The 14,820-nt window shown below is 61.4% G+C and carries 12 protein-coding genes; 3 read left to right on the top strand and 9 right to left on the bottom strand.

The features are described from left to right. Positions 1-10 precede the first annotated feature (10 nt). Together pgl and edd are read left to right on the top strand one after the other, a co-directional pair. Complete coding sequence (gene pgl, locus ASE04_RS24615) at positions 11-709, top strand: 6-phosphogluconolactonase (RefSeq protein ID WP_056824180.1); 699 nt, start codon at positions 11-13, stop codon at positions 707-709. Between the two features lie 57 nt (positions 710-766). Continuing rightward, positions 767-2,587 (top strand): phosphogluconate dehydratase, encoded by a 1,821-nt coding sequence (edd, locus tag ASE04_RS24610; RefSeq protein WP_056824176.1) that lies wholly within the window; start codon positions 767-769, stop codon positions 2,585-2,587. A gap of 74 nt (positions 2,588-2,661) precedes the next feature. On the opposite strand, the gene ASE04_RS24605 is transcribed toward edd, so the two are convergent. The 6 genes from ASE04_RS24605 to ASE04_RS24580 form a co-directional block, all read right to left on the bottom strand. Continuing rightward, the gene (locus tag ASE04_RS24605; protein ID WP_056825711.1) at positions 2,662-3,015 is read right to left on the bottom strand and encodes a hypothetical protein; all 354 of its coding nucleotides are present in this window, start codon (positions 3,013-3,015) and stop codon (positions 2,662-2,664) included. 256 nt (positions 3,016-3,271) lie between these two features. Continuing rightward, entirely contained in the window at positions 3,272-4,363 is a 1,092-nt protein-coding gene (locus ASE04_RS24600; RefSeq protein WP_056824173.1) for an ABC transporter ATP-binding protein, read from the bottom strand. Positions 4,364-4,385: 22 nt separating this feature from the next. Beyond that, a complete protein-coding gene (gene bglA / locus ASE04_RS24595; RefSeq protein WP_056824170.1) occupies positions 4,386-6,038 on the bottom strand; it encodes a beta-galactosidase BglA in 1,653 nt (550 codons plus the stop codon). 24 nt (positions 6,039-6,062) lie between these two features. Further along, complete coding sequence (locus tag ASE04_RS24590; protein WP_056824167.1) at positions 6,063-7,226, bottom strand: carbohydrate ABC transporter permease; 1,164 nt, start codon at positions 7,224-7,226, stop codon at positions 6,063-6,065. A 1-nt stretch (position 7,227) separates the two neighbouring features. After that, a complete protein-coding gene (locus ASE04_RS24585) occupies positions 7,228-8,241 on the bottom strand; it encodes a carbohydrate ABC transporter permease (RefSeq protein ID WP_056824163.1) in 1,014 nt (337 codons plus the stop codon). A 157-nt stretch (positions 8,242-8,398) separates the two neighbouring features. Further along, on the bottom strand, positions 8,399-9,760 hold the full coding sequence (locus ASE04_RS24580) for an ABC transporter substrate-binding protein (protein ID WP_056824160.1): 1,362 nt from the start codon (positions 9,758-9,760) through the stop codon (positions 8,399-8,401). Positions 9,761-10,032: 272 nt separating this feature from the next. On the opposite strand from ASE04_RS24580, the gene ASE04_RS24575 reads away from it, so the two are divergent. Then, complete coding sequence (locus ASE04_RS24575; protein ID WP_056824157.1) at positions 10,033-11,058, top strand: LacI family DNA-binding transcriptional regulator; 1,026 nt, start codon at positions 10,033-10,035, stop codon at positions 11,056-11,058. 173 nt (positions 11,059-11,231) lie between these two features. On the opposite strand, the gene folD is transcribed toward ASE04_RS24575, so the two are convergent. The 3 genes from folD to ASE04_RS24560 form a co-directional block, all read right to left on the bottom strand. Then, positions 11,232-12,058 (bottom strand): bifunctional methylenetetrahydrofolate dehydrogenase/methenyltetrahydrofolate cyclohydrolase FolD (gene folD, locus ASE04_RS24570; RefSeq protein ID WP_056825709.1); only part of this gene is annotated, 827 nt, incomplete at its 3' end. 117 nt (positions 12,059-12,175) lie between these two features. Next, the gene (locus tag ASE04_RS24565; protein WP_056824153.1) at positions 12,176-13,903 is read right to left on the bottom strand and encodes a hypothetical protein; all 1,728 of its coding nucleotides are present in this window, start codon (positions 13,901-13,903) and stop codon (positions 12,176-12,178) included. 89 nt (positions 13,904-13,992) lie between these two features. Continuing rightward, complete coding sequence (locus tag ASE04_RS24560) at positions 13,993-14,796, bottom strand: WecB/TagA/CpsF family glycosyltransferase (RefSeq protein ID WP_056825708.1); 804 nt, start codon at positions 14,794-14,796, stop codon at positions 13,993-13,995. Between the last annotated feature and the right edge of the window lie 24 nt (positions 14,797-14,820).

The following is a 14,820-nucleotide window of genomic DNA, read 5'->3' as shown; positions in this document are numbered from 1 at the left end:
GATCGAGACGATGGCAGCGACGATGCATGCTTTTGCCGATGGCGCAGAACTGGCTCGCAACCTGGCCGACAACGTCGTTGCCTCGCTTACCGCAGCAATCGACGCCCGGGGAACGGCAACCATTGCCGTCTCCGGCGGCTCGACGCCGAAGCGCTTCTTCCAGGAGCTTTCAGCGCGCGATCTCGACTGGACAAAGGTGACGGTCACACTCGTGGACGAACGCTTTGTTCCGGCCGACAACCCGCGCTCCAACCATCTGCTGGTGGCCGAAAACCTGCTGCAGAACAAGGCCAAGGCCGCAAGCTTCCTGCCGCTCTACCAGGCGGCAGATTCGGTCGAAGACGCCGCGAAACTCGCGACGGCCGCCACCGCGGCAATCGGCAACCCCTTCGATGTTGCTATCCTCGGGATGGGCGGCGATGGTCACACGGCCTCGTTCTTCCCTGGTGGCAGCAACCTGAAAGCCGCTCTCGACGCGAAAACGCCGCGTGGTATCATTACCATGGAGGCTGACGGAGCGGGTGAACCGCGGCTGACCTTCACCTTCTCAAGCCTCCAGGATGCAAAGCTGCTCGTGCTTCATATCGAAGGCGACAGCAAGAAGGACGTCCTGACAAAGGCTGAGGGCGCCGGCGACGAGGCAGAGATGCCGATCCGCGCCATTCTTCGGCGGGCGGCAAGTCCGGTCGAAGTCTACTGGGCTCCATAGAGCTCGGCAGCAGCCGCGAACGAAAATTTGAAGAGCAACCAAGGCAGGATAACTCCCATGTCCGCTAATGCACGCATTTCTGCGATCACCGCCCGTATTGTCGAACGATCGAAACCGACGCGCGAACTTTATCTGGAGCGCCTGCGCAATGCGGCCTCGAAGAGCGTAAACCGCTCGGTTCTCGGTTGCGCCAATCTTGCGCACGGCTTCGCGGTCTGTTCCCCCGCCGAGAAGGACGCACTTGCGGGTGACCGCGTGCTTAATCTCGGCATCATCACCTCCTACAATGACATGCTTTCCGCGCATCAGCCGTTCGAGACCTATCCGGCGATCCTCCGTGAGGCAGCTGCGGCGGCAGGCGGCATCGCACAGGTGGCCGGCGCTGTTCCGGCGATGTGCGACGGCGTCACCCAGGGTCAGCCGGGCATGGAGCTCTCGCTGTTCTCCCGCGACCTGATCGCGATGGCCGCCGGCGTTGGCCTGTCGCACAACATGTTCGATGCCGCGCTCTTCCTCGGCGTCTGCGACAAGATCGTGCCTGGTCTCGTCATCGCCGCCCTCTCCTTCGGCCACCTGCCGGCGATCTTCGTGCCGGCCGGTCCGATGACATCGGGCCTGCCGAACGACGAAAAGTCACGCGTGCGCCAGCTCTATGCCGAGGGCAAGGTCGGCCGCGCCGAACTGCTGGAAGCCGAGTCCAAGTCCTACCACGGCCCGGGCACCTGCACCTTCTACGGCACAGCAAACTCCAACCAGATGCTGATGGAGATCATGGGCTTCCATATGCCCGGCTCTTCCTTCATCAATCCGGGCACGCCGCTGCGCGAAGCTTTCACCCGCGAAGCCGCCAAGCGTGCGTTGGCGATCACCGCGCAGGGCAACGAATTCACGCCGGCCGGCGAGATGATCGACGAGCGCTCGGTCGTCAACGGCGTCGTCGGACTGCACGCCACCGGCGGCTCGACGAACCACACGCTGCACCTTGTCGCAATGGCGCGGGCTGCTGGTATCCAGCTGACCTGGCAGGACATTGCCGAACTCTCCGAGATCGTGCCGCTGCTGGCGCGCGTCTATCCGAACGGACTGGCCGATGTGAACCACTTCCACGCCGCCGGCGGCATGGGCTTCCTCATCAAGGAATTGCTGAAGCAGGGCATGGTCCACGACGACGTGCGCACCGTCTTTGGCCACGGCCTGCAGGCCTACACCATCGACCCGCGTCTCGGTGACAACGGCGCGATCGTGCGCGAGCCGGCACCGGAGAAGAGCGTCGATCCGAAGGTACTCGCCAGCATCGAAACACCCTTCCAGGCCAATGGCGGCCTGAAGATGCTTCGCGGCAATATCGGCAAGGCGGTCATCAAGATCTCGGCAGTGAAGGCGGACCGACATGTGATCGAAGCGCCGGCGGTCGTCTTCCACAGCCAGCAGGAACTGCAGGACGCCTTCAAGGAAGGCAAGCTGAACAAGGATTTCATCGCCGTCGTCCGTTTCCAGGGGCCGAAGGCCAACGGCATGCCGGAACTGCACAAGCTGACGCCGCCGCTCGGCGTGCTTCAGGACCGTGGCTTCCGCGTTGCGTTGCTGACGGACGGCCGCATGTCCGGCGCTTCGGGCAAGGTGCCGGCGGCAATCCACGTCACGCCGGAGGCCGTCGATGGCGGCCCGATCGCCCGCATCAAGGACGGCGACATCATTCGCCTCGATGCGATTGCCGGCACGCTTGAGGTGCTTGTCGATGCTGCTGATATGGCGGAGCGCGAGGCTGTCGTTGCGGATCTTTCCGAAAACGAATTCGGCATGGGCCGCGAGCTTTTCGCGCCCTTCCGTCGCTCGGTCGGCGCTTCGGATCGCGGCGCCAGCGTTCTCTTCCACTAGGCCGCAAGGCAGATCCAAACGACAAAGGCCCGCGAGACAGCTCGCGGGCCTTTGCTTTTTGCAGTCGGAAGAAATCAGCCGCGAATATCGAGGACGCGATCGCGATGGGCCGGATGCGTGCTGTAGACGAAGATCTTGTTCAGTTCCTTGTCATTGACCAGACGGAGGAAGCGAACTTCGACCGTATTGTTGGCGTTTACCCGCATCAACATGCAGCCCACCTTGGTGATCCGCGCATCCGGGATATCGAGATAGAACTGCTTGGGCAGGTTAAAATGCGTGAGGATTGCCAGAACCGCGCCGCTCTTCGAGATACGGATGATGTCGCACCGGCGGGACGCCATGTGCATGACGCCCTTCTCCGTATATTCGATGCGCGCGGCATTCATCGTGTCCTCCATTTTAAACCGCGCTTCGCGGTCGTACATGAAGGATTCCTCTTTGTTCAGAAAGTGTCCGGAAGGCATTTGATTGGATGCAGCCACAGCCGTATTCCCCACGATATTCAATCAAGAAATACTAACGTCCGTTACTTAACAGAACGTGAGAAGCAGCTGCAATCTCCTGCAGTTCCGGCCACTATCGGAACAACGCGAACCGCCGTGGCACACCTGATCGGAACGCAATAAAAAGCCCGAAAGCGGCTAGCGCTTCCGGGCGATCCTATTCAGTAGAAGCCACCGCTCACTTGCGGTAGGTACGGCCCTCGGCATCGAAGAGATGCAACTTCGAGCGATCGGCTTCGAAATGCATCTTCTGACCCCTCTTCACGTCATAGATGCCAGGCAGCTTGACGATGATCGGTTCGCCCTGAACGAGACCTTCGATGTAGAGCAGGGTAACCTCGCCGAGTGCTTCGACGATCGAAACCTCGCCTTCGAACAGATAGTCGTCAGTCGGACCGGCGATACGCAGATCCTCGGGGCGGACGCCGAAGCTTGCGGTCTTGCCCTTCTCGGACGTAGCGGTCGGGATATCGAGCGTCACGGACTTGCCGCCCGTCAACGTGACGGTCGTGGCATTGCCCGTTTCCATGACGGTTGCCGGGATCACATTCATGGCAGGCGAGCCGATGAACTTCGCGACGAAGAGATTGGCCGGGCGCTCGTAGAGTTCCAGCGGCGCGCCAACCTGTTCGATATTGCCCGCCGACAGGACCACGATGCGGTCGGCAAGCGTCATTGCCTCGACCTGGTCGTGGGTGACGTAGATCATCGTGGTATCGGCCATCTGCTCGTTGAGACGGGCGATCTCGATACGGGTCGCGACGCGAAGTGCGGCATCGAGGTTCGACAGCGGCTCGTCGAAAAGGAAGACCTTCGGATTGCGGCAGATGGCGCGACCGATGGCGACGCGCTGGCGCTGACCACCCGACAGTGCCTTCGGCAGGCGGTCCAGGTATTTGCCCAGCTGCAGGCTGTCGGCCGCCGCGCGAACGCGCCGGTCGATTTCCTGCTTGCTTTCGCCGGCGATCTTCATGCCGAACGCCATGTTGTCGTAAACGGTCATATGCGGATAGAGCGCATAGGACTGGAAGACCATGGCAATGCCGCGCTTCGACGGCGGAACGTCGTTGACCAGCTGGCCATCGATGTACATGTCGCCGCCCGTGATGTTCTCGAGGCCGGCGATCATGCGCAGCAGCGTGGACTTGCCGCAGCCCGATGGACCGACGAAGACCACGAATTCGCCTTCCTTGATCTCCAGGTCGATGCCGTGGAGCACGTCCACGGAACCATAGGACTTGCGAATGTCCTTGAGCGTCAGTCCAGTCATCTAGTTCCTCCTCCAGATTCCCTTAGGCAAGACGAGCGAAATACGCTCCCCAAGCCGGCATATCGATCTTGTCGCCATAGTTATTGCTGACGAAGCCATGACCCGTCAACGCTTGCCAATCGCCCGCAGGCAAAACAACGTTGCTTTCGGCAGGGCTCATGTTGAAGACGCAGAGCAGCTTCTCGTTTCCGTACTCACGGACGAAAAGCAGGGCGTCGTCCTGCGGCTCCATAAACTCGATCTCGCCCTTTGCGAAAGCCGGATAGAGTTTGCGGAAGGCAAGGAACCGACGATAGTGCTCCAGCACCGAATTCTCGTCTCCCTGCTGAACGCTGACGGCACGCAGAATATGCTCGACCGGTACCGGCAGCCATGGCTTGACGGTCGAGAACCCGCCCTGAGCGACCTGGCTGTCCCATACCATCGGCGTACGGCAACCGTCGCGGCCCTTGAACTCGGGCCAGAACTGGATGCCGTAGGGATCCTGCAGGTCTTCGTAGGCAAGATCGGCTTCGGTCAATCCGAGCTCTTCGCCCTGATAGATGCAGACCGAACCGCGCATGGTCATCAGCAGCGAAGCATATTGCTTGGCGAACGCATCACGATCGGCCACCAGCGAACCCCAACGGCTGATGTGGCGGACGACGTCGTGGTTGGAAAAAGCCCAGCAGGCCCATCCGTCTGGCGCAGCCGCCGCGAAATCCTCCATGACTTCCTCGACGCGCTCCGGCGAAAGCGGGTCGGGCGCCAGGAACTCGAAGGCGTAGCACATGTGCATCTTGTCGTTGCCGGAGGTGTATTCGCCGACGATCTCCAGACCGCGCTGGCTGTCGCCCACCTCACCGACTGCGGCGATTGCCGGAAATTCCTCAAGCACCGCACGGAACCGCTTCAGGAACTCCAGGTTCTCCGGCCGGTTCTTGTCGTAGATGTGCTCCTGGAAGTTATAGGGATTGACCGCGGGAGCCGTCGAGGCGTTGCGGCGCTCCGGCGCGAGAGCCGGGTTGTCGCGCAGTTCCTTGTCGTGGAAGTAGAAGTTGATGGTGTCGAGGCGGAAGCCATCGACGCCACGCTTCAGCCAGAAGCGGACGACGTCGAGCAGACGGTCCTGAACCTCGGGATTATGCAGGTTCATGTCCGGCTGCGAGGTCAGGAAATTATGCATGTAATACTGCATGCGCGTCGGATCCCACGCCCATGCGGAGCCGCCGAAGATCGACAGCCAGTTGTTCGGCGGCGTGCCATCGGGCTTGGAATCGGCCCAGACATACCAGTCTGCCTTGGCATTGGTTCTGCTCGAGCGGCTTTCGACAAACCAGGGATGCTGGTCCGAGCTGTGCGAGATGACGAGGTCGATCATTACGCGAATGCCGAGGCGATGTGCCTCGGCAATCAGTGTGTCGAAATCGACAAGCGTACCGAAGATAGAATCGACGTTCTCGTAGTCGGAAACGTCGTAGCCAAAATCGCGCATCGGCGAAGTGAAGAAAGGCGAAATCCAGATCGCGTCGGCGCCGAGGCTTGCGACATGCGGCAGGCGGGCGGTGATCCCCTTGAGGTCACCGATACCGTCGCCGTTGGAATCCTGGAACGAGCGCGGGTAGATCTGATAGATCACCGCGCCGCGCCACCAGTCCTTGTCGGCCGTCAAAATGGATTGGGATGCCATGCTCATGTTTCCTGTTGGTGCTGTGGGTTCTCAACCGCCCTTGACCGAACCCGCGAGCAGACCACGCACCAGATAACGCTGCAGAGAGAAGAACACGAGCAGCGGTACGATGATGGTGACGAAGGCTGACGCCGTCAGGATTTCCCAGTTGCCACCACGCGAGCCGAGCAGCGCGTTCAAGGCGCCTGTCAGGACGAGATGATCCCGGTCGGTGCCGAGAAAGACCATGGCAACGAGCAGGTCGTTCCACACCCAGAGGAACTGGAAGATCGCGAAGGACGCGAGCGCAGGGAAGGATAAAGGCAGTACGATACGGGTAAAGATTTCGAAGTCGCTGGCGCCATCGACGCGAGCGGATTCGATGATCTCCCTGGGGAGACCGGCGATATAGGCACGCAGCAGATAGATCGCGAGCGGCATGCCGAAAGCGGTGTGCGCCAACCAGATGCCGGGATAGGTCTTCGAGGGCGTGTCGAGCAGCATGCCGACGTGATTGTAGAGACGCAGAAGCGGGATCAGCGACATCTGCAGCGGCACGACGATCAGGCCGACGACGAGGGCGATCAGCAATGCGCGCCCTGGAAACTCCATCCAGCTCAGCGCATAGGCCGCAAAAGCAGCGATAAGGATCGGGATGATGGTCGCGGGGATGGTGACCGTCAGCGAGTTGATGAAGGACTGGCCGATGCCTTCGCTTGTCAGAACGTTGCGATAGTTCTGCAAGGTGAATTCCGCAGGCGTTGCGACCGAGATATAGACGCGTCGACCGCCGTCATCCGGACCAAAGGCGGCGGGCTTGGTGTAGCGATAGGTGCCGTCCTTGTTGACAGTCAGAGAGAGACCGTCACCGAGGTCGGCCGTCTCGCCAGCCTTGTAGGCCGCCGGCTGCTGGACACGCGTGCCGAACGCATTGATCGAGCGCCCCTGCTGCCCTTCAAGCACGTTGCCTGAAATGACGTAGACCGCACCGTCCTGTTGCTGTTGGTCCGGCTGCCCAAGGCGACCGGCCACCGTTCGAGAGGAGCCGGCAAAGGCCGTCCACCAGCCTGAAGACACGAGCTGGTCCTTGTCGCGCAGGGCGCTGACGAAGATGCCGAGCGTCGGGATCAGCCAGAGTATGACGATGACCAGCACCGCGAAGTGGACGAACAGACGAGCCGGGCCGATCTTGAAGAAATCTCGGATGAACGTCATCTCAGTGGCCTCCGAGTTCGCGATTGGCGCGGCGAACGTTCCAGACCATGATCGGCGTCACGGCCAGCATGATGATCAAGGCGATGACCGCGCTTCGGCCGGAATCGCCGCCGCCACGGAAGAGCCAGTTGAACATCAGGTTGGCGAGAACCATCGTGTTCCATTGACCGTTGGTCATGGTGAGCACGATGTCGAAGACCTTAAGCACGAGAATGGTGATGGTGGTCCAGACGACGGCGATCGTGCCCCATACCTGAGGGACCATAATGCGCCAGAAGATCTGCCAGCCATTGGCGCCGTCGATCACAGCCGCTTCGATCGTTTCCTCGGGAATGCCGCGAAGAGCCGCGGACAGGATCACCATGGCGAAGCCGGTCTGGATCCAGATGAGGATCACCATCAGGAAGAAGTTGTTCCAGAAAGGCACCGAGATCCACACCTGCGGCGCGCCACCGAACAGCTGCACGATCGCGTTCAGGAGACCGATCTGCGTGTCGTTGCCGCCGCGATACTCGTAGATGAACTTCCAGATGACGGATGCGCCGACGAAGGAGATCGCCATCGGCATGAAGACGATGCTCTTGGCGATGTTGCCCCACCAGATGCGGTCGGTCATCACGGCGATGACGAGGCCGAAGAAGGTGCAGGCAGCCGGCACGACGGCGAGCCAGAGGATGTTGTTGAAGATCGACTGGCGGAATTCGCGATCGGTCAAAGCCCACTGGTAGTTCGCGAAGCCCACGAACTGTTCGCCTGACCGGTCGTAGAACGACAGGATCAGCGTCGCGATGACCGGATAGACGAGATAGACGACAAGCAGGAAAAGCGCAGGCCCTATGAACAGCCAGGGACGGATCATCCCGCGGCGATTGAGATTTCGCGCTGCTGAATAGATGTCACCGTCCCTGACGGGCAGCGACCAATCCAGTATCTTGTTCGAGAAATAGAAATAGGCCGAGCAGGCAAACACTGCCACGACCACGACCCCCAAAGCGGAAACTATCTGCGATAGCATTCGTCCCTCCCCTGCTACCCTTGTCTATCTGAAGGGTTTGCGTGCCTCTGGCCGTCGCTCAAGCAACAGGAGAGGCGACAATGGCCGGACACCTTCAGTATCCGGCCACGTATTTCGGCCACGCCGCCACATCAGGCGGCATGGAACTCAGGCGATGTTACTTGATGGCATCCCAGGCGCTCTGGATTTCCTTGGCGGTGTCTTCAGCAGACTTTCCACCAACGAAATCGACCATGCCGGTCCAGAATGCGCCCGCGCCGATCTTGCCCGGCATCAGGTCGGAACCGTCGAAGCGGAAGGTGGTCGCGGTCGACAGGATCTCGCCTTCCCTCTTCATCTGGTCGTTGGCGTAAGCGGCCGCGTTCACACCTTTGTACGGCGTGAGGAAGCTCGACTGCGCCATCCAGACTTCGTGAGCGATCGGCGTCTTCAGGAAGTCGACGAAAGCGCGAGCCGGCTTGGAGTCCTTGGTGATCGTGACCAGGGTGCCCGCACCGAGAACCGGCTTGCCGAGGTCGGCATGGGCCGCATAGGTCGGCATGTAGAAGAAGTCGGCGTCCTGACCGAGCTTCGTGCCTTCAGGGAAGAAGGACGGAATGAACGAAGCCTGGTGGTGCAGGTAGCACTTCGGGGGAACACCGAAGAGACCCTTCGGACTGTCACGGAAGTCGGTCGCAGCGACGGCGGCGACACCACCATCAACATACTTTTCGTTCTTCGCAAACGAACCGAATTCCTCGATCGCAGCCACGACAGCCGGATCGGTGAACTTCACTTCGTTGGTCGTCCACTTGTCGTAAACATCAGGCTTCTGCTGACGCAGCATGATGTCTTCGATCCAGTCGGTTGCCGGCCAGCCGGTCGCACCGCCAGAACCGAGACCGATGCACCACGGAACGCCGCCGTCCTTGACGATCTGATCCGTCAGGGCATGGAGCTCTTCCATGGTCGTCGGGACCTTGTAGCCGGCTTCCTTGAAATTCTCAGGAACATACCAGACGAGCGACTTCACGTCGGCCTTGTATGGGAAAGCGTAGAAGGCTTCCTTGCCGTCCTTGCCCTTGTAGGTGCCGTAACCGACCCAGCTGTCGCCGGCGCCGTAGTTGTCCTTGATCCACTTGGAGTTATCTTCGCCGAGTGGGGTCAGGAAACCCTTGCCGGCGAGATCGGCCAGAAGACCCGGCTGCGGCAGGATCGCAACGTTCGGCGGCGAGCCGGCCTGCGTGTCGATGACGATCTGCTGCTCGTAGTTTTCAGACGAGGAGTACTTCACGTCGATGCCGGTGGCCTCGGTGAAGTATGCCAGAATGGTGCGGAAGAACGCCTCGTCCTCACCGCGCCAGGGACCGAAAATGGTCATTTCCTGGCCCTTGAGGTCGGCATGCGCCGCCTTGAACTCGTCGTAGCTCTTCCAGTTAAACTTGGAGTCCTGCCCAGGGGCGAACTTGAGATCGGCGGCAGACGCAGCGCCGGAAAGCAGCGCCGCGATCGCAACGCCCATCAAAAACGTCTTCTTCATGTGATCAACCTCCCATCACAATCCCAACCGCGCTCTGACGTGTTTCCAAAGCGCTTTGACAATTCACTCATTTCACTTTCCAAGGAAAAGAGTCAAGCTATTTTGCGTACTCGCCCTTGGAGGCCCCAAATATCGCAGTGCAGCGCTACTTCACCGGGAATATGGAGCGATTTTTCTTGAGTCAAGCGGGGCAATTGCTAACATAAGTAAAAGCGCTTTGGATGCTGTTTGGGAGAGACGAGCTTCAAGGCGCGTTGGAGGAAGCATAACACGTGAATCTCAAACAGCTATCGGAATTGCTGGGCCTGTCGCAGACGACAGTCAGCAGGGCACTCAACGGCTATCCCGAAGTCAATGAAGCGACCCGGGAGCGTGTACTGCGCGCCGTCAAGGAGACCGGCTACCGGCCGAACAAGGCGGCTCAGCGGCTCGCGACAGGCAAGGCGGGGTCGATCGGCCTCGTCATGCCGACCGCGCCCGGCGACTATTCGGACGTGCATTTCGGCGAGTTCCTCACCGGCCTTGGCGAGGAGGCTGTTCGTCACGACTTTCATTTCGTGATCATGCCTGCTGACGCCAATGATGAAATGGGCGCACTGCGGCGGCTTGCGATCAGCGGCGACGTGGACGCGTTGTTCGTTGCCTATATGCGCGGACATGACCCGCGGGTGCCGCTGCTGAAATCGCTGTCGGTACCCTTTCTGGTTCACGGCCGATCCTTCGGTTCGGAGCCGGACTACCCTTATCTCGACATCGACAACGAAGGCGCGTTCTACGACGCGACGAAACTGCTTCTGCAGCTCGGTCATACGCGGTTCGCATTGATGAACGGGCCGGAGCCTCTCGACTTCGCGATCCGTCGCAAGAGGGGTGTCATCGCCGCGCTGGCGGAACGTGGCCTGGAACTGCCCGAAGACTGCATCAGCCACACGCCGATGACCGATGAGCCGGGACAGGCGGCGATGGAACGCTTCCTGCAATTGCCGGAACAGCCGACCGCCGTGCTCTGTTCAAGCACGGTGCTCGCGCTTGGCGCCATCCGCGCGGTGACGCAGGCCGGCCTCAAGCTTGGCGAGGACATATCCTTGATCGCCCATGACGACGTGCTGCCGCATCTGAAGCCCGAGAATTTTTCGGTGCCGCTGACGACCACGCGGTCGCCGCTGCGGGCCGCCGGCGTCCGTATTGCCCAACGCCTGATCGGCACGATCAAGCAGGAGGGGCCATTTCCCGAGCAGGAACTGTGGAAGACCGAACTGATCGTCCGCGCCTCGACGGGCGCGGCACCGTCGCGCTGATCAGAACACGGGCGGCGTCTGCCCGGCCGACCGATGAGCGGCGATCACGGTGTTGGCCATCAGCATGGCGATCGTCATCGGACCGACACCACCGGGAACCGGCGTGATCACCGCGGCAACATCAGCCGCCTCGGCAAATGCGACATCGCCGACAAGCCGCGTCTTGCCCTCANGTCATCGGACCGACACCACCGGGAACCGGCGTGATCACCGCGGCAACATCAGCCGCCTCGGCAAATGCGACATCGCCGACAAGCCGCGTCTTGCCCTCACCCTTCTCGGGTGCTGCAATCCTGTTGATGCCGACGTCGATGACGGTTGCGCCCGGCTTGACCCAATCCGCCTTGACCATCTCCGGACGACCGACGGCCGCTACCAGGATGTCGGCGTTGCGGCAGACGGACGACAGATCCCTGGTGCGCGAATGCGCGATCGTCACCGTGGCGTTGGCATTCAGCAACAGCTGCGCCATCGGCTTGCCGAACAGGTTGGATCGGCCGACGACGACGGCGTTCAGGCCCGACAGGTCCTCGCCATGGGTGCGGCGCACGAACACCATGGCGCCAGCAGGCGTGCAGGAGACGAGGCCCGTTTCGAGATCACCGGTCGCAAGCTTGCCGGCATTGACCACGTGCAGGCCGTCGACGTCCTTTTCCGGACGGATCGACTGAATGATCGGATCGGCTTTCAGATGCTTCGGCAGCGGCAGCTGCACGAGAATGCCGTGGATCGAGGGATCCTCGTTCAGAGAGGCGACAAGAGCGGCAAGCTCTTCCTGGCTGGTTTCCACGGGCAGCGTATGCTGCACGGACTTGAAACCGCACTCCTTGGCCATCTTGCCCTTCGAGTTGACGTAGGCGTGGCTTGCCGGATCGTCACCGACGATGACCACCGCCAGTCCCGTCGTCACACCGCTCTGCTTTTGCAAAGCCGATGTCGCGGCCTTCACCGTCTCGATTACAGAAGCTGCAACCTGTTTGCCGTCGATCACTGTCGTCAAGACCGTCTCCTGCCCTTGCCTTCGCCATTCTAGCCAGCGGCGTTCGGCACGATTTGCCTGCGAACGCCGTATCCTGCCTGAAATAGGAAATGCAAGGACAATCGTGGTGGCTGGCCGCTAGGATCCCGCCGCGTATGACTGCAGCTTGCTGCGCATGGTGGCGATTTCGGAGCGGACGAGATCCACCTCATTCCGCCGCGCGGTGACGACGGGCTCCGGAGTGGGAGCGACCGGCTCGATCAAAGGTTCGGCAACGGCCGGAATTTCCCGAAGCGACGGGACATCGTGGTCGGTGTCCGCTGGTCGTCGGCGCCACATCAACGCGAGGCCGAAGGCAAGTCCGGCCGCCGCGCCGAGCAGCGTTGCCATCACGGAGATGCGCCCCTCGTTCGTCGGGAAAACCTGCGGCATGCCTTGCATGACGATCTGGCTTGCCGAGGGAACACCAGCGGTCAGGATTCCATCCTCGAGCCGTGCGCGAGCCGCGCCAGCCTTGTCGCGCAGCTCGGTCAGCTTGGCGAGATCGACGCCGGTGTCCTTGCTTTGCGCAATCAGCGCGTTGCGCTGGTCGTTCATCCGCTTTCTTGCATCGACCGCCGCCTTGGCATCGCCGGCAGAATCGCGAGCCAGCCTGGCGAGTTCTTCGCTGATCGCGTCGCGCAGGCCATCGACCTCGCCCTGCTGCGCGACCAAGCGCGGGTGCCGGGGTCCGAGATTTGCCGAGAGCTGGGCCAGTGCCGACTTGGCGGTCGCATAGCGGGTGCGCCGGTCTTCCAGTGCGGGAGAACCGATATCGGCGGAAATCGCACCCGTCAGGACATCGCCGAGCTTCGCCGTACGCAGGCGGTCCGATCGCTCCTTGGCGGTTACGATCCGCTGCTCCGCGGTCTTGAGATCGGCGTCGAGCTGGGCAATCTGCTGCTGCAGATCGCCGGCGACCTTGACGTTGCCCTCGCCGCTCTTCTCCGTGAAGGCAGCGAGTTGCGCCTGTGCTGCTTCGCTCGCCTTCTTTAGCGCCCGGTCACCGGCCGCTCCGCCCGCTGTCGGGATAGAGATGATCGAGCCCAGGTAGTTTGCGACCCGGGCGGACTTGCTGGCGCTGCCCGTCGTGACGGTAAAGTCCACCGTGCCTGTCGCCTTGTCGGTGAACACCTGCATTGCCGAGGCAAGCGTGGCCTCTGCCCGCGAGACCGCGTCGGAAGCCGTCCCGTTGGCGGAGAGAAGATCGACCGCGACATGTAAGGCATCCGGTTGGGTACCGGCGAATTCGGGATCGTGATCGAGTTTCAACGCGCCGACGACGGCGGCGATCGTCTTCGGAGACGTCAAAGCGCTCTGGGCTGCGGCGACGTTTTCGGGACCACCCTTTACGGCGAGGATGCCGCGGGCGACATACTCCTCAGGTTCGGCAGGCACCATAGTGCCGGCCGCCGCACCGAGAACGCAAAGCGCGCCGACGACGGCAAGCGGCCAGATGGCGCGTCTTGAAGGTTCTCTGCGAACCGCAACCGGTTTCACGTCGTTCGCGGCCAGTGGCATCGCTGGCGGCTTCAGCGCCAGCGGCTCGCTGACCACGACTTCCGGCAATACCTGCTCGTCATTGGCCGCTTCGATGCGCTTGCCGAGAATTGTTTCGATCCGATTGAGTAGCGGCAGGGTGGCATTTTCCGCCTGCTGCTCGGCCCGCTGCGTCTGCAGTGAGCGTTCGATAAGGCGAAGGAGTTCCGCTTCGGGCGGCGCGCTTGTCCCGTGCGCGGGCCCTGCCGTGGCCTGGCCAAACGGACGGCCTGCTCGCGCAGGCGTATGGACGGTATTGTTCGGGCGTCTCGAATATGTGTCGCGCATCGCCAGATCTCATGCGTGGAACGTTCGATTCCCATCAGGCGAGATGGTTAATCGACCTTAAACATTCCTGGCAAAGAAATGGTTAATGCTCAGCGCGTACGTTCGTCTTGGATGGCCTTCAGCCCGGCATGCCTGCGAAACCGGTACCGAACGACGTGATAGAGAAACACCGGAATGCCGATCATATAGCGCCGCCACAGACGGGAAGGCTCCTGCAGCAGCCGGTAGGCCCACTCCATGCGCATGGCGCGCACGATCTTCGGCGCACGCGGCACGCGGCCGGACACGAAATCGAACAATGCGCCGACGGTCATCACCAGACGGGCGTGGTCGGTACGGATGTGGTGGTGTGCCCACTTTTCCTGCAGCGGCGTGCCCATGCCGATAATGAGGATGTCGAGCTTCAGCCGCTCGACCTCGCGGATGACCTCTGACGGATCATCCTTGTCGAAGAAGCCGTCGGAAACGACGACGAGTTCGTGCCAGGGGGCGTGCCGTCGGAAATTCGCTGCGGCTCTCTCGACAACGTCGCGCTGGCCGCCGATCAGGCCGATGCGGCGCGGCTGCTCCATGAAGGTGAGGAGTGCCGGCACGAAATCGGTACCGTTGAGATTGGCCGGGAACGGCGTTCCGTGCGCCACCTTGGACGCGATATTGAGACCGATACCATCCGGCAGGACCAGATTGCGGGCCAGGATAGAGCGATACTCCTCATCGCGCAGCGTCATCAGCATGTTGTGCGCGTTGACGAAGGAGATCGAGGTCTGCCCGACCGGCATCGACAACAGCTCGTTGATGAAGACCAGCGCGTCTTCCCAGCCGAGATCGCAGACGGGGACATCGAAAATGACGCGGCGCGATGCCAACACCGCGAAATTCGCGATGAGATTCATGCCTGCTTCCTGGCGATAGTGCTT

It is taken from the genome of Rhizobium sp. Root708 (assembly GCF_001429725.1).
Classification (GTDB): Bacteria; Pseudomonadota; Alphaproteobacteria; order Rhizobiales; family Rhizobiaceae; genus Rhizobium.
This window is presented reverse-complemented; position numbering and strand designations above follow the sequence as displayed.

Excerpts from the sequence above, each read along its gene's own strand:
- pgl (WP_056824180.1), top strand. The coding sequence starts at position 11 with ATGGCAGCGACGATGCATGCTTTTGCCGATGGCGCAGAACTGGCTCGC.
- edd (WP_056824176.1), top strand. The coding sequence starts at position 767 with ATGTCCGCTAATGCACGCATTTCTGCGATCACCGCCCGTATTGTCGAA.
- ASE04_RS24565 (WP_056824153.1), bottom strand. The coding sequence starts at position 13,903 with ATGCGCGACACATATTCGAGACGCCCGAACAATACCGTCCATACGCCT.
- ASE04_RS24605 (WP_056825711.1), bottom strand. The coding sequence starts at position 3,015 with ATGTACGACCGCGAAGCGCGGTTTAAAATGGAGGACACGATGAATGCC.
- ASE04_RS24600 (WP_056824173.1), bottom strand. The coding sequence starts at position 4,363 with ATGACTGGACTGACGCTCAAGGACATTCGCAAGTCCTATGGTTCCGTG.
- ASE04_RS24580 (WP_056824160.1), bottom strand. The coding sequence starts at position 9,760 with ATGAAGAAGACGTTTTTGATGGGCGTTGCGATCGCGGCGCTGCTTTCC.
- bglA (WP_056824170.1), bottom strand. The coding sequence starts at position 6,038 with ATGAGCATGGCATCCCAATCCATTTTGACGGCCGACAAGGACTGGTGG.
- ASE04_RS24560 (WP_056825708.1), bottom strand. The coding sequence starts at position 14,796 with ATGAATCTCATCGCGAATTTCGCGGTGTTGGCATCGCGCCGCGTCATT.
- ASE04_RS24590 (WP_056824167.1), bottom strand. The coding sequence starts at position 7,226 with ATGACGTTCATCCGAGATTTCTTCAAGATCGGCCCGGCTCGTCTGTTC.
- ASE04_RS24585 (WP_056824163.1), bottom strand. The coding sequence starts at position 8,241 with ATGCTATCGCAGATAGTTTCCGCTTTGGGGGTCGTGGTCGTGGCAGTG.